This window comes from Salinicoccus halitifaciens (assembly GCF_021026095.1).
GTDB classification, from domain to species: domain Bacteria; phylum Bacillota; class Bacilli; order Staphylococcales; family Salinicoccaceae; genus Lacicoccus; species Lacicoccus halitifaciens.
Window position 1 is genome coordinate 339321 of record NZ_JAJNCU010000002.1, and the last position, 21339, is coordinate 360659.

At 50.8% G+C, this 21339-nt stretch carries 24 protein-coding genes; 17 read left to right on the plus strand and 7 right to left on the minus strand.

The genetic code is table 11. The features are described from left to right. The first annotated feature begins 7 nt into the window (after positions 1 to 7). The 5 genes from LPW40_RS06265 to LPW40_RS06285 all read left to right on the plus strand — a co-directional run bounded on the left by LPW40_RS06265 (position 8) and on the right by LPW40_RS06285 (position 3667). Positions 8 to 478, plus strand: a complete 471-nt coding sequence (locus LPW40_RS06265) for an SRPBCC domain-containing protein (RefSeq protein WP_230821371.1) — start codon at positions 8 to 10, stop codon at positions 476 to 478. Positions 479 to 973: 495 nt separating this feature from the next. After that, positions 974 to 1891, plus strand: coding sequence for a hypothetical protein (locus tag LPW40_RS06270; protein ID WP_230821372.1), 918 nt, complete (start codon positions 974 to 976; stop codon positions 1889 to 1891). Positions 1892 to 2035: 144 nt separating this feature from the next. Beyond that, the gene (locus LPW40_RS06275; RefSeq protein ID WP_230821373.1) at positions 2036 to 3157 is read left to right on the plus strand and encodes a serine hydrolase domain-containing protein; all 1122 of its coding nucleotides are present in this window, start codon (positions 2036 to 2038) and stop codon (positions 3155 to 3157) included. A 13-nt stretch (positions 3158 to 3170) separates the two neighbouring features. After that, a complete protein-coding gene (locus tag LPW40_RS06280) occupies positions 3171 to 3395 on the plus strand; it encodes a hypothetical protein (RefSeq protein WP_097039811.1) in 225 nt (74 codons plus the stop codon). After that, positions 3392 to 3667, plus strand: a complete 276-nt coding sequence (locus tag LPW40_RS06285) for a hypothetical protein (protein ID WP_230821374.1) — start codon at positions 3392 to 3394, stop codon at positions 3665 to 3667. The genes LPW40_RS06280 and LPW40_RS06285 overlap by 4 nt, the downstream gene beginning before the upstream one ends. Positions 3668 to 3698: 31 nt before the next feature. On the opposite strand, the gene LPW40_RS06290 is transcribed toward LPW40_RS06285, so the two are convergent. Continuing rightward, positions 3699 to 4091 (minus strand): hypothetical protein, encoded by a 393-nt coding sequence (locus tag LPW40_RS06290; protein WP_230821375.1) that lies wholly within the window; start codon positions 4089 to 4091, stop codon positions 3699 to 3701. Between the two features lie 275 nt (positions 4092 to 4366). Between LPW40_RS06290 and LPW40_RS06295 the strand changes: the two genes are divergently transcribed. Continuing rightward, complete coding sequence (locus LPW40_RS06295) at positions 4367 to 6502, plus strand: ATP-dependent Clp protease ATP-binding subunit (protein WP_230821376.1); 2136 nt, start codon at positions 4367 to 4369, stop codon at positions 6500 to 6502. Positions 6503 to 6882: 380 nt separating this feature from the next. Here the strand turns inward: LPW40_RS06295 and LPW40_RS06300 are convergent, their stop codons facing one another. The 5 genes from LPW40_RS06300 to LPW40_RS06320 all read right to left on the minus strand — a co-directional run bounded on the left by LPW40_RS06300 (position 6883) and on the right by LPW40_RS06320 (position 10589). Continuing rightward, the gene (locus LPW40_RS06300; protein WP_230821377.1) at positions 6883 to 7380 is read right to left on the minus strand and encodes a DUF1648 domain-containing protein; all 498 of its coding nucleotides are present in this window, start codon (positions 7378 to 7380) and stop codon (positions 6883 to 6885) included. A 92-nt stretch (positions 7381 to 7472) separates the two neighbouring features. Continuing rightward, the gene (locus LPW40_RS06305; protein ID WP_230821378.1) at positions 7473 to 8129 is read right to left on the minus strand and encodes an ABC-2 transporter permease; all 657 of its coding nucleotides are present in this window, start codon (positions 8127 to 8129) and stop codon (positions 7473 to 7475) included. A gap of 2 nt (positions 8130 to 8131) precedes the next feature. After that, positions 8132 to 8995, minus strand: coding sequence for an ABC transporter ATP-binding protein (locus LPW40_RS06310; RefSeq protein ID WP_230821379.1), 864 nt, complete (start codon positions 8993 to 8995; stop codon positions 8132 to 8134). Further along, complete coding sequence (locus LPW40_RS06315) at positions 8992 to 9384, minus strand: GntR family transcriptional regulator (RefSeq protein WP_413775991.1); 393 nt, start codon at positions 9382 to 9384, stop codon at positions 8992 to 8994. The genes LPW40_RS06310 and LPW40_RS06315 overlap by 4 nt, the downstream gene beginning before the upstream one ends. Before the next feature lie 248 nt (positions 9385 to 9632). Continuing rightward, entirely contained in the window at positions 9633 to 10589 is a 957-nt protein-coding gene (locus tag LPW40_RS06320) for a threonine ammonia-lyase (RefSeq protein ID WP_230821380.1), read from the minus strand. Positions 10590 to 10703: 114 nt separating this feature from the next. On the opposite strand from LPW40_RS06320, the gene LPW40_RS06325 reads away from it, so the two are divergent. From LPW40_RS06325 to LPW40_RS06335, 3 genes are all read left to right on the plus strand, one after another. Continuing rightward, a complete protein-coding gene (locus LPW40_RS06325) occupies positions 10704 to 11141 on the plus strand; it encodes a MarR family winged helix-turn-helix transcriptional regulator (RefSeq protein WP_230821381.1) in 438 nt (145 codons plus the stop codon). A gap of 74 nt (positions 11142 to 11215) precedes the next feature. Then, positions 11216 to 12175, plus strand: coding sequence for a ring-cleaving dioxygenase (locus LPW40_RS06330; RefSeq protein ID WP_230821382.1), 960 nt, complete (start codon positions 11216 to 11218; stop codon positions 12173 to 12175). Between the two features lie 24 nt (positions 12176 to 12199). Continuing rightward, positions 12200 to 12796, plus strand: a complete 597-nt coding sequence (locus LPW40_RS06335) for an alpha/beta hydrolase (RefSeq protein WP_230821383.1) — start codon at positions 12200 to 12202, stop codon at positions 12794 to 12796. A 693-nt stretch (positions 12797 to 13489) separates the two neighbouring features. Here LPW40_RS06335 and LPW40_RS06340 read toward each other — a convergent pair. Beyond that, on the minus strand, positions 13490 to 14374 hold the full coding sequence (locus LPW40_RS06340) for an EamA family transporter (RefSeq protein WP_230821384.1): 885 nt from the start codon (positions 14372 to 14374) through the stop codon (positions 13490 to 13492). 101 nt (positions 14375 to 14475) lie between these two features. On the opposite strand from LPW40_RS06340, the gene LPW40_RS06345 reads away from it, so the two are divergent. The 8 genes from LPW40_RS06345 (at position 14476) to LPW40_RS06380 (ending at position 21293) form a co-directional block, all read left to right on the plus strand. Then, complete coding sequence (locus LPW40_RS06345; protein WP_230821385.1) at positions 14476 to 15138, plus strand: copper homeostasis protein CutC; 663 nt, start codon at positions 14476 to 14478, stop codon at positions 15136 to 15138. Positions 15139 to 15163: 25 nt separating this feature from the next. After that, complete coding sequence (locus LPW40_RS06350) at positions 15164 to 16105, plus strand: VOC family protein (RefSeq protein ID WP_230821386.1); 942 nt, start codon at positions 15164 to 15166, stop codon at positions 16103 to 16105. Positions 16106 to 16121: 16 nt separating this feature from the next. After that, positions 16122 to 16910, plus strand: coding sequence for an ABC transporter ATP-binding protein (locus LPW40_RS06355; RefSeq protein ID WP_230821387.1), 789 nt, complete (start codon positions 16122 to 16124; stop codon positions 16908 to 16910). Between the two features lie 5 nt (positions 16911 to 16915). Further along, positions 16916 to 17905, plus strand: coding sequence for a FecCD family ABC transporter permease (locus tag LPW40_RS06360; protein WP_230821388.1), 990 nt, complete (start codon positions 16916 to 16918; stop codon positions 17903 to 17905). Beyond that, on the plus strand, positions 17895 to 18887 hold the full coding sequence (locus LPW40_RS06365; RefSeq protein WP_230821389.1) for a FecCD family ABC transporter permease: 993 nt from the start codon (positions 17895 to 17897) through the stop codon (positions 18885 to 18887). Before LPW40_RS06360 ends, LPW40_RS06365 begins: the two co-directional genes overlap by 11 nt. Before the next feature lie 15 nt (positions 18888 to 18902). Continuing rightward, complete coding sequence (gene rlmD / locus LPW40_RS06370; RefSeq protein WP_230821390.1) at positions 18903 to 20303, plus strand: 23S rRNA (uracil(1939)-C(5))-methyltransferase RlmD; 1401 nt, start codon at positions 18903 to 18905, stop codon at positions 20301 to 20303. A 123-nt stretch (positions 20304 to 20426) separates the two neighbouring features. Further along, positions 20427 to 20951, plus strand: coding sequence for a hypothetical protein (locus LPW40_RS06375; protein WP_230821391.1), 525 nt, complete (start codon positions 20427 to 20429; stop codon positions 20949 to 20951). A 114-nt stretch (positions 20952 to 21065) separates the two neighbouring features. Further along, positions 21066 to 21293: a hypothetical protein gene (locus LPW40_RS06380; protein ID WP_097039775.1), complete on the plus strand. Its 228-nt coding sequence runs from the start codon at positions 21066 to 21068 to the stop codon at positions 21291 to 21293. Positions 21294 to 21339 lie beyond the last annotated feature (46 nt).

The following is a 21339-nucleotide window of genomic DNA, read 5'->3' on the forward strand; positions in this document are numbered from 1 at the left end:
GGATTGCATGTCAAAGAGAATTGATAAGGCAAGTGTCCTGATCGGTGCGCCGCAGGAGAGCATATACCAGTCGTTTGTAAAAGAGGAAGCGTTCAAGAGATGGATGGCCCCGCACGATATGACGATGGAAATTGAATCCTTCGATGCGGTTGAAGGCGGAACTTTCCGCGTCAACCTGATATACGATGACAAAGAGACGGCGGGGAAGACGGCAGACAATGTCGACAGCTACACGGGTGTCTTTAAAACATTGGAGCCGTACAACCGCGTCATCTTCACCGTGGAATTCGATACCGATGACGAAAAGTATGAAGGCATCATGGAACAGGAATGGACGATGATCGGGCAGGGGAATGAAACGGAAGTCTTCGTGACATGCCGTAATGTGCCGGAAGGCGTCGACCAGGAAGTTCATGAAAGGGCGCTGATTGTTGCCCTGTACCGCCTGGCCGACCATCTCGGCGCAGAGATCAGATGATCTATTACCGGACACCATGAGGTGCCCGGTTTTTTATTGTGTTTTAAAATGCGGCGTAAGGTTGGTGCTGAACTCGTGTGAAGGTTGCGAAAAGTGGTGCCGTATCCGCAAGGTTGACTCTGAAACCGGGTGAAGGCTGCGAAAAACAGTGCTGGATTCGCAAGGTTGACTCTGAAATCAAGCGAAGGTTGCGAAAAGTGGTGCCGTATTCGCAAGGTTGACTCTGAAATCAAGCGAAGGTTGCGAAAAGTGGTGCCGTATTCGCAAGGTTGACTCTGAAACCGGGTGAGGGTTGCGAAAAACAGTGTCGGATTCGCAAGGTTGGTGCTGAACCCGAATGAAGGTTGCGAAAAGTGGTGCCGTATCCGCAAGGTTGACTCTGAAATCAAGCGAAGGTTGCGAAAAAATATGGATTCAAATAAAAACTCCCACCCTGTCGAATAGGGGGTATAATGTAAATGAGTATATTTACAATATGAGGGGTGGAGATCGTCAATGCTGAGAAAATTTCTATTGCTTACGGGTATCGCACTGCTTGTTGCCTGCAGCGCAAATGAGACGGAAGAAGCGGTGGATGTTGAAGGGGAGCTTGTTGTGGAGGAAGCAGAGAGTACGGAGGTGGATGAGGCTTCAGAGTCTGCGGATAACGATGAATCAGAAGAGGCGGAATCTGCCGAAGCGGATGATGAAGCAGAAGCGGATTTGGCGGAAGTCGAGGTTGAAACCGTCGACGAGGAGATCGACATCACTGCTGCGAGTGAGGATAAGGCGGCTTTCGATCTGGTGAAGGATGATACGTTCACGAATGAGACCGGGCAGGCGGTCTGGGAAAAGTATCAGGACATGACTGAAGAATACACGCTTAAGGACGTGTTCGATCCGGAAGGCAGTGGTTCTTCAAGCGCCGAGGTTGAGGAACTGATGTCTGATATGGAAATTGAACCGGACTCGATGGATCTCGGCAACGGGCATACTTTGATGATCTATCATTTCCCGGACGATGAGCTGGCCCACGAAAACGGGGAGCCGTTCATCATGGCGGACATGACTTTCATTTTCGATGAAGATGATCACCTCATCCATTCTTCGATTGCCCCGGGGTTTTACGAGCTGGACCTCTCCGGTACGCCGAATGCCGAGGATCTTGGGGATGTGATATCGATGGACGACCTCGCAGACGACCATGATCCGCAGGTGTTCGCGGTCGGTGAGATGCTGATCAATGAAGCAACGATTACGCAGGCTTTGATCCCCGTGGATGCGGATGACAATACGCTCGGGCTTTATGTCTACGCGCTCGGCGATACCATCGTCTACAGCAACGGTGACCTGTTCTTCACCATCAGCGCGGATTTCCCGACGTATTCCTATCTTTATTTCCAGGACCTGGTCCAGGCCTATACAACCATGTAAAATAAAAACCTTCCTTCACGGAGGGTTTTATTTGTGGAATCGGCTTTAATTTAATGATGGATCGCATGGTTTCCTATATAATGTGATGAAGAGATGTGCCTCACTGATGATCACCGGAAGAACAGGGAATAAGAGGTGTCTGATTTGAATTTTTTAACGCGCCGTCTGAATATGATGCTGTCGGTTCTGATCATCGGATTCCTGCCGCATCAGGAAATGACGGATTACATACCGCTGGAATCGCTTGAAAAAGATGAACAGATCGAAAATCTGATTTTTGAACGGATCGATCACGAGACGCTGCATGGTGCCGTGTTCATGATTGAAAATGACGGTGAAGTGACGGAAGCTGCTTCCGGCAATCTGGATCTTGACACACCTATCAGCATCGCAAGCGTCACCAAGATGTTTACAGCGAGCGTCATCTTCCAGATGGTCGAGGCGGATATGCTCAGCCTGGATGATACGATCGACATGTATCTCACACCTGAGGAATATTCGGGCCTTCATGTATATGAAGGGGCAGAGTACAGCGGGAGCATCACGATCAGCCAGCTGCTCAGCCATACGACGGGCCTCCCGGCCTATGCGGAGAGCGAAGCGGAAGGGCTGACCCTGGTCGAGGATTCGATCGATAACGGGGAAACGTTCACCTTCGAATCCAAATTGGACGACGCCAAAGGCAAGGGTGCCAGGTTCATCAACGGCACAGCTGCCTATTATGCAGACATCAATTATGATATATTGGGTGAGATCATCGAACGGGCCTCCGGCGGGACACTGGAATCCCAATATGAAAGCTATATATTCGAACCTCTCGGATTGTCAGATACGGAATTTGCGGATGACGCGGATACAGTGCCGCCCGTCACGGTCGGCGGGGAACCTAGGGACATTACGCCGATCCTTGCCAATATGCGGGCAAGCGGGGGCATCGTGAGCACCGCATCCGACCTCCTCACATTCACGAAAGCATTTTTCGAAGGGGAGATGTTCGACACCGCGTTCATCGAAACGGAGATGCAGGACATCCAGTTCCTGTTTCACCAGTACGGCAGCGGCGTGATGAAGTTTGATGTGACGGAGGAGATACCGATGCTCAGGCTGTACCCGCTGACCGGCCATGCCGGGATCACCGGGAGCTTCGCCTTTTACAACGAATCACTCGATGCATACATCATCGGGACGACGAACCAGGCGGATGACCCGATGCTCACATATGAACTCATCCAGCAGTTTTTGGAAGTGACGGAAACAGAAGAATGAAAGGAATTGACAGATGGACAGGATTAATAAAACATCGCTCATACTCGGAGTGGTATGGGTGGTCGTATCATATCTGATGGTGACCCAGCTTTTATCGGAATGGTTCTACGCCCGTCCGGTATGGCTGATTCCGCTCACCATCATCGGCGGGGTCATCGTGATCAGGATATTATTCGATTACATACTCAAATACGATTTTTTCAATAAAAATTATAAGAAACGGGAGAGAGGGAAATGAGGAACGAGAACACGATGAAATATGTGATATCGGCATTGCTCGGAGTGGGTTTATTCGGCTTCCTCTACATCATCATGGAAGTCATCACCTTCTACAGCTTCCCGAGGATGCTCGGCTCAATTGCGGTGGCACTGATCGGCGGCGGTGCGATCGGCACGATACTGCAGCGGCTGCCGGACAAAGATGAAAAGAATACATGGAAATACTATGCTGTATGCTTCACGGTGATGGCCGTGATTGCATTTATATATGTCACGTTGGTCGACTACTGAAAAACGTCCGGGGATGCCCCCGGACGTTTTTTCATTCCTCATTCACTTTTTCAAGTATGAATCCGTCGATCTTGGACAGGTAATAAAAGACCGCCATGGCGAGGAAGACGATGAATGCGGTGGAGGTGAGGAAGTCATCGATGAAGAATATGACCGCCATCAGCGCAACGAAGAAGGCGGTGAAGATCCGGCTGTACTTCTTATTCGTTTTGATCACGACATCATCGCCTTGTTCGACTTCCAGTGCATTGCTTTTCATGCCCTGCTGGCTGACCGTCAAAACCGCACGCCTGCGCTTCTTCGGCAGCTCGTAATGTCTTTCCTCAAGACGGTGGATCTTTTCAGCCTCCGCCCCGTCGATATATACATCCATGCCGGTGGCACTGCCGAACCAGCTTGTTTTCCTTGTCAATTTGAAAGACATAATAAACTCCTCAATCATATTTTCTGCATCAATATCTTTGATTATAACATGAAAAATCAAACGGCACAGTGAAGGTCAAAATGTTTTAAAAACATCCCTTTTCGGGTACATAATAATGATACAAAGTGAGCAGCACCAAGGGTTTGAAGGTGTTTAAAAAGTATGAGCATCCGGGTTGATTTTCTCCTGAAACGGTGTATAATATAGTTATAGTCAAAGATAGTCAAAGTCAAAAACTTGACTGTCAATGAATCCAAAAAAGGAGGCGTTTAACCATGAAATGTCAAAATTGTGGTATCAATGATGCGAATGTCAACTTGGCGATGAATATAAACAATCAAAAAATGCAAGTACATCTCTGTAATGCATGCTTCCAGGAAATGAAATCAAAAACGATGAACCCGAACAGTTTCTTCAGCGGAAACGGCTTCGGCGGACAGGAATTCAACAACTTCAACCAGTCAAACGGTGGATATAAAGCAGGTGCGCAGACACAGACGCAGGCGCCGCAGAAAGATGGTCTTCTGGACCAGCTCGGTACAAACCTCACCGACAAGGCGCGTCAAAATGGAATCGACCCGGTCATCGGCCGTGATCATGAAGTGAAGCGCGTCATCGAAACATTGAACAGACGCAATAAGAACAACCCGGTCCTCATCGGGGAGCCAGGTGTCGGTAAGACGGCGATCGCAGAAGGTCTCGCAGTCAAGATCGTCGAAGGCAATGTGCCGACAAAACTGATGAATAAAGAACTTTATATCCTCGATGTCGCTTCCCTTGTTGCGAACACGGGTATCCGCGGTCAGTTCGAAGAGCGGATGAAGCAGCTGATTGAAGAACTGAAACAACGCGACGACGTGATTTTATTCATCGATGAAATCCACTTGATCGTCGGTGCGGGCACTGCCGAAAGTTCACAGATGGACGCGGGCAACATCTTGAAACCTGCGCTTGCACGCGGTGAGATGCAGCTGATCGGTGCGACGACATTGAAAGAGTACCGTCAAATCGAAAAAGATGCTGCACTTGAAAGACGTCTGCAGCCGATCACGGTGAAGGAGCCGACGCTTGATGAAGCGGTTCAGATCCTGAACGGCATCAAAGACAGATATGAAAGATTCCATGAAGTGAAATACTCAGATGATGTCGTGCAGGCATTCGTCAACCTGTCACACCGCTATATCCAGGACAGGTTCCTGCCGGATAAAGCGATCGACCTGATGGACGAAGTCGGCTCCAGGCTGAACCTCGCAAATGCGGAGAAAGATTCCGACTCCATCGAAGTGCAGCTTGAAAAAGTGCGGGCCGATAAAAAAGCGGCCGCGGAAGCAGAAGATTATGAAAGGGCGGCAAACCTGCGCTATCAGGAAATGCAGCTCGAAAAACAGCTTGAGAAATCACAGTCTGCAGACACTGAAAAAGTCATCGATGTGGATGTCACGGACGTCCAGCTGATCGTCGAAGAAAAGACAGGTATCCCTGTAACGAAGATGCAGTCCGACGAACAGTCCAAGATGCGTGAACTCCAGAACAACCTTGCGGCAAAAGTCATCGGGCAGGATGAAGCCGTCGGTAAAGTCGCGAAAGCGGTGCGCCGTTCAAGAGCTGGCCTGAAGTCCAAATACCGTCCGATCGGTTCCTTCCTGTTCGTCGGTCCGACCGGTGTCGGTAAGACTGAACTCACGAAGGCACTGGCTGAAGAGTTGTTCGGTACACGCGATTCCCTGATTCGTCTCGATATGAGTGAGTACATGGAAAAACACAGCGTGTCCAAGATCATCGGTTCACCGCCGGGATATGTCGGCCACGAAGAAGCGGGGCAGCTGACTGAAAAAGTGAGGCACAACCCGTACAATATCATCCTGCTGGATGAGATCGAAAAAGCACATCCAGATGTGCAGAACATGTTCCTGCAGATCATGGAAGACGGCCATCTGACAGACTCCCACGGCAGAATGGTGAGCTTCAAAGAGACCGTCATCATCATGACAAGCAACGCAGGCACCGGTACCAACACAAACAGTGTCGGATTCGGCAAAAACGAAAGTGACGCCGTTTCAATCCTGGAAAACTTGAGTGACTTCTTCAAACCTGAATTCCTGAACAGATTCGATGCCATCATCAACTTTAATGAACTGACTGAAGACAACCTGCTTGTCATCGTCGACTTGATGCTTGATGAGCTGAATGAAATGCTGAAGGAAAATGAAATAGAAATGACAGTGACTGACGAAGCGAAGGAAAAACTGGTCAAGATGGGGTATGACAAACGATTCGGCGCAAGACCGCTGAGACGTGTCATCCAGGATAAAATCGAAGACCAGCTGACAGACCTCATCCTGGAAGAGGACAATGTCGGCAAAGTCATCGCCAATGTCGTAGACGACGCAATCGTAGTCCAAAAAGCTTAATGAATGGAAAAGGCTCTGTAACATTCGATGTTACAGAGCCTTTTTTGTGTTTTATATGATGATCTGGCAGGCTGAAAACGAGCAAGTCGACAGAAAGTCAGAAGATACTCGAATTTTTTGTCTCCAGAACGAGCGACTCGACTGAAAATCACGATATACTCGAATTTTGTATTCCAGAAACGAGCAAGTCGGCGGATAAACGGCATACGCTCGAATTCAAGTGATTTAAAACGAGCAAGTCAGCAGAAAATCGCCCCATGCTCGGATTCACGCAGTCCAAAACGATCAAGTCAGTAAGAAAGCGTCATATGCTCGTTTTTATCTTTCCGAAGCAGGTATCCCTGCTGAATAAACTGGGGAAATCGCTGTATCGGCAGGAATCACTTTATTTTCCGCCGCTGCCACAGCCCCCAAAAGACGGGGCCGAGGGCGAGGATCAGAATCAACGGAAGCAACAGGGAGCCGAAGAGGAAAGTGCCGGTGAGGGCATAATTCGTGATTTCAATGAAAACAATCGCAAAAATGATGAGGCAGGCGTTTTTGGCAAAGTTCGCGATTTTTCTGCTGTTCAAATAAAAGGCTTCTGCATTTGATTCATCCATCCTCCGGGGATAATTATGCACCTGCGGAAACCTCTCCAGCGCTTCAAGCCCGAGTATGAGTATGAACGGGAGGACGAGCAGGATGATCATTTCATACGGCGAGCCGTACCGGTTCACTTCGCCGTCCGCACCGAAATGCATAGGCACTTCTTCCGGGAGTGAAGGGAAGTTGATGATGGCATAGATCAAACCTCCGATGAAGATGCTGTAGCCGATGATGTTCGCGAATTTTTCCTCAGCCGTTTTAGGAATATCGAGTCTGGGTCTGTTTTTCATTTTTCATACCCCCTTATAAGTAATTTCATTATTACACAGGGAACCCTGGATTCACATACAAAATGCGCACAGATTTTCTATGCGCATTGGATTTAAATGACGTCGCTCCTCGCTGCCTGCCTCTGGGCGGTGAAGTAGGTGACGGCGAAGGTGAGGATTCCTGCCGCGAGCACGAAATAGGGGAGTGTGTACAGGATGAATTCCCACTGCGGTATCATCGACAGGTCGGCGCCGAGCAGGTTCAGCATCGGCATGTAATAGAACATGAATGTGAATCCCATCGGAACAAGGTAGAGTGCAACCATGATATTCACATTTTTGAACCATTCCGCCGCAAAAAATGTGTAGTACAGGCTCGCTATGAGCAGGTTGACGCCCGTAATCATGATCATTCCGAACAGGTGATGAAAACCGTCATGGACGAGGCTGAAAGTAAAGATGACCAAAATCGACAGCAGCGTCATGAATATATGGAAGATGTAATCCGTCCGGATGAACTCCTTTTTATTCACCGGGAGCGCCATGAAGAATTCGTGGCTCTTATTATAAGTCATGAGCACGTGCACGTTCATATAATTTGCGGTCAGATAAAGCACGATGAACACATTCGCAAGGTTCAGCACCGGCATCAGCCCGGCAGTCCCGGGGTCCAGGAGCAGGGCGGAGGCAAGGTTCAACACAATGACGATCGCTGTGAAAATCAGCGTCCATTTGGAGTAGACCAGTTTCAAATAAAAGTGCTTGTCCATACTCAGACACCCTTTCCTTTTTTCAGATGGTGCATCAGTTCATCTATACGCAGCTGCTCCGTCAGGATTTTGGAGCCGTACAATTCTTCGAGCGCCCGGTGTTCATCAGATATCGCTTCGAATCCGACGGTGGTTTTCTTTATTCCGGTCAGCAGGTCTTCCGTCTGCGCATCCAGTATTTCGACGGGCCCTTTTATTTTTCTATACTTTTCCAATAGAAGATCTTTCTCTTCATGGAAGACGAGCTCCCCTTCGTCGATCATGATGATGTAGTCGGCGATGGAATCGAGGTCGGATGTGATATGCGTGCTGAACAGGATGGTCATGTTCTCATCTTCCATAAGTTCCTGCAGTATTTCCAAAAGATCGATGCGGAAGTTCGGGTCAAGATTTGATGTCGGCTCATCGAGCACAAGCAGTTCGGCATTATGGCTGAGTGCAATCGCAAGTGAGAGTTTCATCCGCTCACCGGTGGAGTAGTCTTTGAACTTTTGCTTCTCCCTGATTTTGAATTTCCTGATGTAATGGTCGAACTGCGGCGCATTGAAATCTTCATAGAAGCGTTTCAATATCTTTTTCAGCTGAGGCACGGTCATTTTCTCAGGGAACCTGTCCTCTGCAAAGACGAAGCCGATCCGGTTCAAAAGTGCTTCCCTGTGGGCTTCCACGGCGTGGTCGCCGAAGAGGGATATGTCCCCGGCATCCGGTTTTTTAAGCCCGAGGATGAGATGGATCAATGAAGTTTTCCCGGCCCCGTTTTCGCCGATCAGCCCGGTGATGAAGCCTCTTTCGATGCTGAGGTCGATATTCTTCAGTTTGAAGGTGCCCTGGGTTTTACTGACGTTTTTCAGTTGGATGGCTGTCATTTCATATCCTCCTCGATTATCGAAATCATCTCGTCCAATTCCTCCCTGGAGAGGTTGATCTGTCGTGATGCCAGGAGCATCGCTTCAATATGGCCTTCGATTTCATTTAAAATGCGTTCCTTCTGCAGCTCGGTATTCTGTTCACTGACGTAAGTCCCTTTGCCGACGACGGAATGGACATAACCGGCACCTTCCAAATCCTGATAGGCCCGCTTTGTGGTGATGATGCTGATGCCGAGGTCTTTGGCGAGCCGCCGCATGGAAGGCAGTGCATCCCCGGGACCCAGTTCACCGCTCATGATCAGCCGGATGATTTCATCCTTCACCTGCTCATAAATGGGGACATCCAGAGTATTCGATATTTTAATGTTCAGTTTGAACACCTCCATCTTATATAGTGTATATACTTAATATATACACTATGTACATAAAAGTCAAACATTTTTCGATGCAGGCTATGGAGGCGCTGGAAAATTTTTCAGAAGAGGGAGGTTGTATATGACGTTTCGTATAAGTCGGAGGGAAGTGGGAAGTTATGCGAATTTAAGAGGTGAAATCGTATAAGTCACGGGAAGCCCGGCATTTATACGACTTCAAATAAAAAGCCGGCCAACTTTATGTTGGCCGGTACATGACTTCAATATTCAATTCCCTCAAGCAGTTCGAGCTGCTCGAATCCAAGATTGCCGCCTGAGACGACAAGGCAGACTTCATCTTCTTTACTGACATCAAGTTTGCCGTCGATGAGCGCACCGAGTCCGATGCAGGATGAGACTTCTGCCAGGATCTTGCCTTCCATCAGCATGATCTTCTGCGCCTTCAGCATCGTTTCATCGGAGACGGTCAAGAATCCGTCGACGTGTTTTTGCACGACTTCGAAGTTCAAGTCACCCGGTCGGTTGACGACCAGTGCATCGGCAATCGTCTTCTTCGATTCAAGCTGTACGGGTTCTCCTGCTTCAAGGCTTTTCGTATACCTCGGCAGTTTATCCGGTTCAACGCCATGTACTTTCCCTTTGAATCCGGATTCCTTCAAGGCGGTGGACACACCGCCGATCAGTCCGCCGCCGCTTGCCGGCACCAGCACATGATCGAATGAAGTCCCTTCTTCCATGATCTCAAGCCCGACCGTACCCTGGCCTGCCATGACGAGCTCATCCTCGAACGGCGGGACGATTGTGTAGCCGTGCTTCTCAGCCAGCCGCTCCGTGATGATGAAGCGGTCATCGACCGTGCAGAATTCGGTGGCGGCCCCATGCTGTCTGATCGCTTCCACCTTGAACTTGGGTGCGGTCTCCGGGATCACGATGGTCGCCTTTATCCCGAGGAGCTTCGCCGCATAGCTCACGGCCTGGCCGTGGTTGCCGGAGGAGGAGCAGATGATGCCTGCTTCCTTTTCCGTCTCGTCGAGGGACAGGATTTTATTCATCGCGCCCCGAAGCTTGAATGCCTTCGTATTCTGCATGTTTTCAAGCTTCGCATACACCTTGCATCCTGTAAATTCATCCAGGTTCTGCAGCCGGATCAAAGGCGTCTTCACGATATAAGGTTTAACCCGGTCCCGGGCTTGGTATATAGTATTAAGGGTAATCATCAAAAGACCTCATTTCTTTAAAGTGATGTACTAATTGATTGACTTGATCAAATAAAAGGGATAAAATTATCTCGAAATCGAAATAATTTCAGTTCGTGAATAGAAGGTGAGACAATGGATCGGACGAAGGAGTCTTTGAAAGCATTCATCGGCATCAAGCGTACCAATGAATATCTTGAACGTCATGTGAAGCGGGATGCTTTGCGGCACGGCCTCAACATTACGGAATTTGCCGTCATGGAACTATTATACAACAAAGGGGACCAGCCGATACAGCATATCCGCAACAGAATTTTGATCGCCAGCAGCAGCACGACCTATGTGGTCGATAAGCTCGTCGAGAAAGGTTTTGTTGAAAGGCGTCCGGATACGAAAGACAGGCGGATCAGCTTCGCCACATTGACAGATGAGGGCAGGGCGCTGATGGAGAAAATCTTCCCGCCGCATGCGGAGCTGATCACTGAGTTGTTCAGTGATCTGACCGATGGGGAGCTGTCGGTCTTAAGGGAGACGCTTAAGAAAATTACCATGGAGACGGCTCAGACTAAATAAGTCTGAGCATTGTCCTTGAATTGTATCTCGATTTCGAGATACAATGACTTTATTGATGGAAGGAGTGGTTACCAATGTCTGACAGTGTATTGCTGGGCATTCATCATGTGACGGCGATGACGGATGACGCCAAAAGGAATTATCATTTCATTACAGAGATACTTGGGATGCGTCTTATAAAAAAGACGGTCAACCAGGATGATATCCACACTTACCATACATTCTTTGCTGATGACGTGGGGAATCCGGGCACCGATCTCACATTCTTTGATTTTCCAGATAAAAAGAAAGGCGAGCGGGGCTCGAATGCCATCACGCGCATCGGCCTCAGGGTGCCGGATGATGCAGCGCTTGAATATTATAAGGCGCGCTTCGATGAATTCGATGTGAAACATGAAGGCATCAGGGATTTATTCGGCAGGAAGGTGCTCGCTTTCGAAGAGCCGGACGGACAGAGGTACCGGTTGTTTTCCGATGAAGAGGATGAGGGCATACCGGGCGGGATACCGTGGAAGGGCGGCCCTGTTCCGGAGGATAAGGCGATTTACGGGCTCGGCCCGATTGAAATATCGATTTCCTACCAGGATAAATTCGTCGGCAGCCTGAAGGAAATCTATGGTATGAAAGTTGTTGCCGAAGAGGGCGATGCCGTCCTGCTGGAAGTCGGGGCAGGCGGCAACGGCGGCCGGGTCATTGTACGTAAGGATCCCGGGCAGTCTGCAAAGCAGGGTTACGGAGAAGTGCACCATGTATCTTTCAGGGTGAAGGATCATGATGCACTTGCCGGATGGAAAGAGAGATATGACGACCTCGGCCTGAAGCATACGGGCATAGTGGACCGGTTTTATTTTGAAGCAATGTATACGCGGGTCGGTCATATATTGATCGAACTGTCGACGGACGGACCGGGCTTCATGGGAGATGAACCTTACGAGACGCTGGGCGAGTCCCTGGCACTGCCGCCGTTTCTGGAGCCGAAAAGGGAAGAGATAGAGGCACAGATCAAACCATTTGATACGACACGCAGGAAATAATAGAAATTCAGGAGGAAATATTTTATGTTGCACATTTTTAAAGAAGGTAAAAAAGGCGCACCGGTGTTTGTCACACTTCACGGCACCGGAGGCACCGAGCACGATCTGATTCCGCTCGCAGAGATGCTGAATGATGAATACAGCATCCTGTCCATCCGCGGCAATGTACGTGAAGGCGGGATGAACCGCTACTTCAAGCGCCACGGTGAAGGGCAGTACGACCTTGAAGACCTCGAATTCAGGGGGCAGGAACTGCTTGACTTCATTAAGGATTCCGCAGAGAAATACGGCTTTAAAACGGAAGATGTGATACCAATCGGATTCTCCAACGGTTCGAACATCGCGATCAACATGATGCTGAGGGAAGAATCGGACTTCAAAAAAGCGCTGTTATTCGCACCGATGTACCCGGTGGATATTTCAGGCAACAATAAAGACCTGAGCGGCGCGGAAGTGTTCCTCTCCCTCGGCAAAGGCGACCCGATGGTGTCTGAAGACCAGAGTGAGAGAGTGGTCGAAATCTTCAAGGAACGCGGCGCGGATGTTCACCACACCTGGGTCAACGGCCACAGCCTGCCGCAGGAAGCCGCTGATGAAGCGAAGCAATGGCTCAACCGATGATATACCCAATAATAAAGCCCACTTGTACTTTGATACAAGTGGGCTTTATGCTGTCTGCAGAGGCGGTGGAATCGCAACCTTTGTCCGGCATCGGGGTCGACCTTGCGAAAAGCGACCCCGGAATCGCAACCTTTGTCTGGAATCGGGGTCGACCTTGCGAAAAACGACTCCTAAATCGCAACCTTTGCCGGGAATCCAGGCCGACCTTGCGAAAAGACACCTCGGAATCGCAACCTTTGCCGTGAATCCAGGCCGGCCTTGCGGAAAGCGACCCCGGAATCGCAACCTTTGCCGGGAATCTAGGCCGGCCTTGCGAAAAGACACCTCGGAATCGCAACCTTTGCCGGGAACCTGGGCCGGCCTTGCGGAAAGCGACCTCGGAATCGCAACCTTTGCCGTGAATCCAGGCCGGCCTTGCGGAAAGCGACCCCGGAATCGCAACCTTTGCCGTGAATCCAGGCCGGCCTTGCGAAAAGACACCTCGGAATCGCAACCTTTGCCGGGAACCCGGGTCGGCCTTGCGGAAAGCGACCCCGGAATCGCAACATTTGCCGGGAACCCGGGCCGGCCTTGCGAAAAGCGACCCCGGAATCGTAACCTTTGCCGGGAATCCAGGCCGGCCTTGCGAAAAGCGACCCCGGAATCGCAACTTTCATCCGGAATCAGGCCCTGTGTTCTTTATTCCGAGGTATATCAGGCATTCACGGGCGCTTCCCGCCTGTTCCGCCTCGACTGCAGCACGAGGATCACGATGCCCGCGAGCAGCATGAGCAGGCCGACCCATGACAGGGCATCCAGGCTCTCGCCGACCAAAAACACGCCGAGGAGTGAGGCGGTCAAAGGTTCGGCAAGTGACAATGTCACCGCCGTCGAAGATTTCACGAACTTGAGCCCGTTCGAGAATAAAAAGTACGCGAGCGCGGTCGCAAGCACTCCGATATGCAGGGCGACGAGCAGGCCGTTCGTCTCGCCAAGCCAGCTCATATCATTGATGAAGAAGAATGGCGATAAAATCACCGCACTCAGACAGAAAATCATTGCCACCGACGCAATCGGGTCGTGCGTGCGGACGAGCCTCGAGTTCGACATCGTGAAGCTCGCAAAAGAAATGCCGGCACCGAGTCCTGCGAGTATGCCGAGCGGGTTGACCGTCACATCATTCGTGTTGAACATCAGGATGATGCATCCGGTGATCGCGAGTATCGTGGAGAGCCACCATACCCTGGCGGGCCGGATCTTGAAGATGAGCCATTCGATCAGACCGGAAAACACCGGTGCGCTGCCGATCGAGACGACCGTGCCGACGGCGATTCCCGTCAGTTCCACTGCGCTGAAGAAGAAGGGCTGGAAGAGCGCCATGGCCAGTCCACCGATGAGAAGCGGCTTGACCGGCCAGCCTCTGAAAGTGATCCGCCGCGTCAGTACGGCGATGAGCATGAGGAGCAGGCCGCCGACCGCAAGCCTCACCGCGCCCATCGAAATGCTGTCGACGTCACTTGCGAAGGCTTTGGCGGTGCCCGCCGTCCCCCAAAGCATTGCTGCAAATAAAATCATGTAAGGTGCCAGACTCTGTCTCATATGATCTCTCCTAAATTAATTTCATACAAACCCTTTATAAGCTATAATATATGTAAATCTGAAGAGATGGATAATAAAATGACTTGGGCGGAGTGAGGATTATGCTGGAAGTGATCGCAACAAATTTACAGGATGTCATCGACGCGAACCAATATGGTGCAGACAGGATAGAACTGTGTGTCAATATGCACGAAGGCGGCCTGACGCCGAGCATCGGTCTGGTGGAAGAGGCGGCGAAGCTCTCAAAGATCCCTGTCCATGTCATGGTGAGGAGCCATGATCACGGATTCGTATATAATGCACTCGATCAGCAGGTGATGCTGAGCGATATCAAACATATCAAAGAGACGAATGCAGCAGGCATCGTCATCGGCGCCCTTACATATGAAGGGGTGGTGGATGAGTACTTCCTGAAAAAAGCCATCCAGCGTGCAGAAGGGCTCGACATCACGTTCCACCGGGCGTTCGACTCGGCAAGGATCCAGTTTGAAGCGCTGCAGACGCTGATGAAGTACGATGCGGTGAAGACGATCCTCTCCTCCGGCGGTGAAGGGGAGGCGGCGGATAACCTCCCGCTGCTCATCGAGCTGAATAAAGTCGCACGTGAACACGGCAAAGTTATCATGCCGGGCGGTGGAATCAATATCAATAATGTCAGAAAAATCAAAGATGAGTTTGATTATATACATGTTGGAAGTGGTGTCCGTCTGGACGGCACATTCCGGACTGGTCTGTCACAAAGATTAGTCCATTCATTTTTATAAATTGATTTTCAAAGGAGGAAGCCCGATGATAAAAGGTCACCACCATATTTCAATCTACACAAAAAACCTGAAAGAGAATAATCATTTTTATACAAAAGTTCTTGGTTTAAGAGGCGTCAAAGTAACAGTCAATCAAAACGACGTTTCGATGTACCATATTTTTTACGGAGATCGGCTCGGCACCTCCGGTAACAGTATCACCTACTTTGATATGCCTTATGTGGCGGACAGAAGAGAAGGCACAAATGCACATCATGCTCTCGGCCTTCTGGTCAAAAACTCAGAAAGCTTCGCCTACTGGCAGAGACGTCTTGAGCATTTCGGTCACAGCAGTGAGAAAGAGGAATATTTTGGCCGTAATGTGCTGGAATTTCAGGATCCCGATTCATTAAAGCTTGTGCTCTTCAGTGCAGAAGGTCAGGTGTTGCCCGAAGAATGGGAGCCGTGGACAAATAATGATGTTAATAATGATCATTTAATATTGGGCATGGGGCCCGTGCAGGTCAATGTCCGGGATAAGGATAAACTGGTTCGTATGCTGACGGAAGTTTTCAAGTATGATGTGATTGAAGATGAAAGTGACTATGCAATTCTTCATGCAAATAAAGGCGAGATGACCGGTGAGATCATTATCTCTGAAAAAGAGGGCAATATAGAAGCTCAAGGCCGTGGTACAATTCATCATCTGGCCATCCAGACTGAAGGTGCCAATCTTCAGGCAGTGGATGAGATATTAAAAGAGAGCGGCTACCGGACCACTGGTGTCATTGATCGCTACTATTTTAAGAGTCTGTATTTCCGTGAAGATAATGGTGTCATGTTTGAAATTGTAGGCCCCGCTGCCAGAGGATTCACCGCAGATGTGGATGAAACTGAACTCGGCATGCAGCTCGACCTGCCACCGAATCTTGAGGAAAAGCGGACAGAAATTGAAAGTGATCTTATGCCGCTGAGCGAATGGACTTGAAACGGATGAGGATAATTTGAATAGTATATTTGAAGTCGAAGATGTGACGGTCGGCTACGGCAAAAAAATGATCCTTGAAGACTTTAATATGACCATCCCTGAAGGCACCATCACATCGATTGTCGGACCGAACGGCTGCGGCAAGACGACACTGCTGCATACGCTCGCCCGGGTGCTCAGGCCGAAATACGGCGCGGTGTTCATCGACGGCCGGGATATCCTCTCACTGGACACGAAGGATGTGGCGAAGAGGCTGAGCCTGCTGCCGCAGTCACCTTCCGCCCCCGCCGGCCTCAATGTGCACAGTCTCGTCAGTTACGGCAGGCATCCGCACAAGTCGGCGTTCGAAGGGCTGGACCAGCAAGATGCCGAAAACATCGACTGGGCAATGGAAGTGACCGGCATCAGGGACCTTGCGGATAGGACGCTCGACGAACTGTCCGGCGGGCAGGCGCAGCGCGTGTGGCTCGCCATGGCGCTCGCTCAGGACACCGGCATCATACTGCTTGATGAGCCGACGACCTACCTGGACATGAAGTTCCAGATGGAGATCCTGAATCTCCTGAAGGACTTGAATGCATCGGCGGAAAAAACCATCCTCATGGTCCTGCATGATGTCAACCATGCATCGCGCTTCTCGGACGGCATCATAGCGGTGAAGGCGGGAGAAATCATCAGCACAGGCAGACCAGAAGAGGTCATGAGCGGAAGCATTTTAAGCGAGGTCTTCGATATCACACCGGTGATGGGCCGGTGTCCGTTCACGGATCGGCCCATCATCACATCCTACCGGCTGAGGGGGTGATCGGTATGGCCTATCTCATGACGATCATCATCTCCTTCATCCTGCTGGCTTCGGCATTCATTTTAAGCCTTGTGACAGGTTCAGTGGAGCTATCCCTGCGCGATGCAGTGAACGCATTCATTGCTTTTGATCCTTCCGACAACGGGCACATCATCATACGTGAAGTCCGGGCGCCGAGGGCTGCTGCGGCCGCAATCGCCGGTGCGGCATTTGCCGTGGCCGGTGCGGTCATGCAGGCCGTAACCAGGAATCCGCTCGCCGAGCCAGGCATCATCGGGCTGAATGCCGGTGCACTTTTTTTCCTGACGATCGCCTTCATCTTCATGCCGGGCCTGCCGTTTACATATTTGATCATCATTTCATTTGCCGGTGCACTTTTCAGTGCGCTGATCGTCCTCACGGTCTCATTCTTCGGCAGGGCGGGGATGTCACCTTTGAAGCTGATCCTTGCCGGCGTGGCGGTGACTTTATTCTTCGCAGCGCTCAGCACGGCGTTCCAGCTCTATTTCAATATCGGTCAGGATATCGCTTTCTGGTTTGCCGGTGCGATACAGACCATCGGCTGGGGGCACCTCTCTGTCATCATCCCGTGGTTCCTGTTCGGCATTGCGCTGTCACTGGTGCTCTCACCTGTGCTCACTGCAATCAGCTTTGATGAAGAGACGGCTGTAAGCCTCGGTGTTCCCGTCAATAAAACCCGTCTGTCGGCTCTAATCGCCGTGGTGATGCTTGCCGGGCTCGGTGTGTCCATCATCGGGGCCGCTGCCTTCATCGGCCTGATCGTCCCGCATATGGCGCGCTTCCTTTCAGGCGGGGATTACAGGTGGATACTGCCGCTTTCAGGAGTGCTCGGGGCGGTGCTCACCGTGTGCAGCGACCTTGCTGCAAGGACGCTGGCCGCTCCGGTGGAACTGCCTGCCGGTGCGCTGATCGCGCTGATCGGCGTGCCGTTTTTCCTCTATCTTGCACGCAGGGTGGTGCATTATGAAGTATAATCGGCAGGGAATCGTTTTGACGGCTTCAGTTGTTTTGCTTCTGGCAGCCGTGCTCGTCAGTTTGAAGACGGGTTACACATATATCGGCTGGGGGGAGATGTTTAAGATTCTGGCCGGTCAGGGCGGCAGTGATGCGCATATACTGACCGGGATCCGGCTGCCGCGGGTGATTGCAGCAGTCCTTTCAGGTGCGGCGCTGGCGTTATCAGGAGCAATACTGCAGAGCATCATGCAGAACCCTTTGGCGGATTCCGGCATCATCGGCATCAATTCAGGGGCGGGGCTTGCCGTGCTGCTGATCATCATCTGGGGCGGTGCCGCAAATATATTCTTAATACCCGCAGCAGCTTTCCTCGGCGGGCTCATCACCGTCCTCATCGTGATTGCACTCTCCTACAGCAGAAGATACGGTGTGACGCCGATGCGGCTCGTCCTGAACGGGGTGGCTGTGGGGGCGGGGCTCAGCGCACTGATGATCGTGCTTTCACTCATCATTTCAAGCGAGAGCTATCAGTTTGCTGCAAATTTCCTTGCCGGCACCGTCTGGGGCAGCACTTGGCAGCATGTCCTGATTTCTGCAGCCGGGCTCGCCGTCATCCTTCCCTTCGTGATTTCACGGATGCGGGTGCTTGATATTTTGAGCCTCGGCACATTGAATATCATCAGCCTCGGCGTTAATATAAAAAAGGAACGGTTACTGCTCCTCTTCTGTGCGGCAGGTTTCTCTGCAGTGAGTGTCTCGGTCAGCGGGGGCATCGCGTTTGCCGGGCTGATCGCACCGCACCTCGCGAGGAAACTCGTCGGGAATCCTCACGGCTTCGTGCTGCCGCTCAGTGCGGTTTTGGGCGGACTGCTTGTCCTCGCGGCGGATACGGCGGGGCGGACTTTATTTTTCCCGTCGGCACTTCCGGCAGGCGTCATGGTTGCCATCATCGGGGCACCTTATTTCATATACATACTGATGAAATCGGAAAACAGGTAATTTGGAGGTTATCATTTGAAAGAACAAAAAAGTGTCACATTGACCACGAAAATACACAGCCTGGACAAAAAAGGGTCGGGCATGGGGCTTGCATACAGGGACACCGGCGGCAACCTCCCGCGGAAGCTCAAATTGAACATACCGCAGACGCTGATCGGGGAGGAAGTGGAAGTCACCGTGCCGAATGCGGACGGCAGGAAGCGTGCGACGGTCATGCCGGATAAAATACTCACGCCCCATCCGGAGAGGACGGCACCGCCATGCCCGCACTTCGAGCTGTGCGGCGGATGCGTCTGGCAGCATTGGGAATATGCCGGCCAGCTCACCTACAAGACGGATTTTGTGAAGTCGCACCTGAAGCGCCATGGTTTCGATACATCGGTCGTCAAGGACACGATCGGCATGGACCATCCTTTCGAATTCAGGAACAAGATGGAGTTCACATTTTCAAAAGACGGCAGGCTCGGACTGCACGAACTTGGGAATTTCAGGAACATCATCGACCTCGACACATGCCTCATTTCAAGTGAGGACATGGTGACGGTCATGCGGATCGTCTCGGACTGGGCAGCTGAATACAACCTGCCGGGCTATGATAAAGATGCGAACTCCGGGCTCCTCCGTCATCTCAGGCTCCGCCAGTCACAGGTCACCGGGGAATTGATGGCTGCCCTGTTCGCAACCGAGAGCCCTGATGGTGAGCTCTCAGAGGCCGTCAATGCATTGGTGATGCGTTTGACTTCCGAAGTCGAGTCAATCGAGAGCCTGATGTGGATGGAGAACCGGGACATTGCGGACGTTGCGCAGGCGGATGATGAGGATATCCATCTTCTGCACGGCAGGACTTACATCCATGAAGAGATGAGCGGCTACACTTACCGTGTATGGTACGATACATTTTTCCAGACGAATCCGACCCAGGCTGAAAAGCTTGTCGACCTCGCGATTGAAATGGCCGGTGTGAAAGAGCATGAGTCGATGATCGACCTGTTCTGCGGTGTCGGCACGTTTTCACTGCCTTTCGCAAGCAGGGTCAAATCGCTTGCAGGGGTGGAGATCGTTGAATCCTCAATCGAATCGGCCAAACGGAATGCCCTCGATAATGATATTCAGAACACTTACTTCCTGGCAAAAGATGCCCGCCGCGGCATGGACGAAGTGCTTGAGACATGGGGCACGCCGGATCTCCTGCTGCTCGACCCGCCGCGCTCCGGCGCCGGCGGCAAGGTCATGCGCCGAATCGGACGCCTCGGGACGGACAGGGTCGTCTATGTATCGTGCAATCCGGAAACTTTTGCAGAAGACATCACATGGCTGCGCGAATTCGGCTACACGCTGAAAAACGTCCAGCCGGTGGATTTATTCCCCCACAGTGCACATGTCGAGATTGTATCCATCCTGGAGCTTGAAGATTGATATTGTACGTGTTGAAGCGTCCTGTGCTGATTTTCGGTGCAGGGCGCTTTTTATGGGAAGGCATTTTATCTTTATGCGCTTCCGGGTAATGTATATAATAGGAGTATGAAAAGAGGGTGTGTAATGCAGCAGTTCAAATATAAAATTTCAATCGTCGATAAAAAACAGAATGTTGTGATTGCGGATGATGACGGAGGGGAATATGGAACTATAACGAGATCCGTGCTCAGGAACTGTGACAGGCGCAATACCTATCAGTATATGGGCACGGACGGCAGCACCGTGGTCATAGGAATGAAGAAAAGGCGTTTCCGGGATTTGAATGTGGCGAGTTACATCGTCCAGTCGGACAACTATGAATTCAAACTGAAGGAACGTCCCGGCACCAACCTGCTGTACTTCAAAGTCGAAGGGAAATTCGATAACAAGCGCATTAGCCTGGACGAGGACTGGAACGGCAACCTGGAAGTCTACTTCCACGGCAGCCATGTGATGACGGTGATCGAGGACCCGGTCACCGGTGAGACACAGATCAATTCAGGTGAAAAATTCAATGAAAGATCCTTCCCCTTCATCATCGGTGTACTGATGTTCTTCATGTTCAAGGCGTATAAGAGGGAGAGCTGGCATATTGAACGGGCATTGTGACTAAATCCCAATATGACAGTCATATTACAAAGTTGTTTCATTTATAGAAATGTTTTGAAAATTTACGTCAATAAGTGTAGAATCTAATTACTCATACGAATAGGGGGGAGTCGCATGCTCAGAGTGTTATGTGCACTTATTCCGGCGGCGATCATATTGCTGCACCTGGTCTTCGAAGACAACCTGCTTTGGCTGATATCATTATTATTCGGACTGTTGGGCTTCATCTTCAGTTTCACCAATTTGAAATTCAGGGCGAATGCACTCGCATGGGGCTTACTGGTTTTGAATACGGGAGTGCTGATCTTCTCGATCGTCTACACGATCCAAAACTTCAGCTGAGTACAGTAAAACAAAGGGACAGGGCTGAAGACAGCCCCTTTTTGTA

Excerpts from the sequence above, each read along its gene's own strand:
- LPW40_RS06320 (WP_230821380.1), bottom strand. The coding sequence starts at position 10,589 with ATGATTACCCTTAATACTATATACCAAGCCCGGGACCGGGTTAAACCT.
- LPW40_RS06295 (WP_230821376.1), top strand. The coding sequence starts at position 4,367 with ATGAAATGTCAAAATTGTGGTATCAATGATGCGAATGTCAACTTGGCG.
- LPW40_RS06345 (WP_230821385.1), top strand. The coding sequence starts at position 14,476 with ATGCTGGAAGTGATCGCAACAAATTTACAGGATGTCATCGACGCGAAC.
- LPW40_RS06340 (WP_230821384.1), bottom strand. The coding sequence starts at position 14,374 with ATGAGACAGAGTCTGGCACCTTACATGATTTTATTTGCAGCAATGCTT.
- LPW40_RS06300 (WP_230821377.1), bottom strand. The coding sequence starts at position 7,380 with ATGAAAAACAGACCCAGACTCGATATTCCTAAAACGGCTGAGGAAAAA.
- LPW40_RS06265 (WP_230821371.1), top strand. The coding sequence starts at position 8 with ATGTCAAAGAGAATTGATAAGGCAAGTGTCCTGATCGGTGCGCCGCAG.
- LPW40_RS06285 (WP_230821374.1), top strand. The coding sequence starts at position 3,392 with ATGAGGAACGAGAACACGATGAAATATGTGATATCGGCATTGCTCGGA.
- LPW40_RS06280 (WP_097039811.1), top strand. The coding sequence starts at position 3,171 with ATGGACAGGATTAATAAAACATCGCTCATACTCGGAGTGGTATGGGTG.
- LPW40_RS06310 (WP_230821379.1), bottom strand. The coding sequence starts at position 8,995 with ATGACAGCCATCCAACTGAAAAACGTCAGTAAAACCCAGGGCACCTTC.
- LPW40_RS06350 (WP_230821386.1), top strand. The coding sequence starts at position 15,164 with ATGATAAAAGGTCACCACCATATTTCAATCTACACAAAAAACCTGAAA.
- LPW40_RS06375 (WP_230821391.1), top strand. The coding sequence starts at position 20,427 with ATGCAGCAGTTCAAATATAAAATTTCAATCGTCGATAAAAAACAGAAT.
- LPW40_RS06290 (WP_230821375.1), bottom strand. The coding sequence starts at position 4,091 with ATGTCTTTCAAATTGACAAGGAAAACAAGCTGGTTCGGCAGTGCCACC.
- LPW40_RS06360 (WP_230821388.1), top strand. The coding sequence starts at position 16,916 with ATGGCCTATCTCATGACGATCATCATCTCCTTCATCCTGCTGGCTTCG.
- LPW40_RS06305 (WP_230821378.1), bottom strand. The coding sequence starts at position 8,129 with ATGGACAAGCACTTTTATTTGAAACTGGTCTACTCCAAATGGACGCTG.
- LPW40_RS06315 (WP_413775991.1), bottom strand. The coding sequence starts at position 9,384 with ATGGAGGTGTTCAAACTGAACATTAAAATATCGAATACTCTGGATGTC.
- LPW40_RS06380 (WP_097039775.1), top strand. The coding sequence starts at position 21,066 with ATGCTCAGAGTGTTATGTGCACTTATTCCGGCGGCGATCATATTGCTG.
- LPW40_RS06365 (WP_230821389.1), top strand. The coding sequence starts at position 17,895 with ATGAAGTATAATCGGCAGGGAATCGTTTTGACGGCTTCAGTTGTTTTG.
- LPW40_RS06270 (WP_230821372.1), top strand. The coding sequence starts at position 974 with ATGCTGAGAAAATTTCTATTGCTTACGGGTATCGCACTGCTTGTTGCC.
- LPW40_RS06330 (WP_230821382.1), top strand. The coding sequence starts at position 11,216 with ATGTCTGACAGTGTATTGCTGGGCATTCATCATGTGACGGCGATGACG.
- LPW40_RS06335 (WP_230821383.1), top strand. The coding sequence starts at position 12,200 with ATGTTGCACATTTTTAAAGAAGGTAAAAAAGGCGCACCGGTGTTTGTC.
- LPW40_RS06325 (WP_230821381.1), top strand. The coding sequence starts at position 10,704 with ATGGATCGGACGAAGGAGTCTTTGAAAGCATTCATCGGCATCAAGCGT.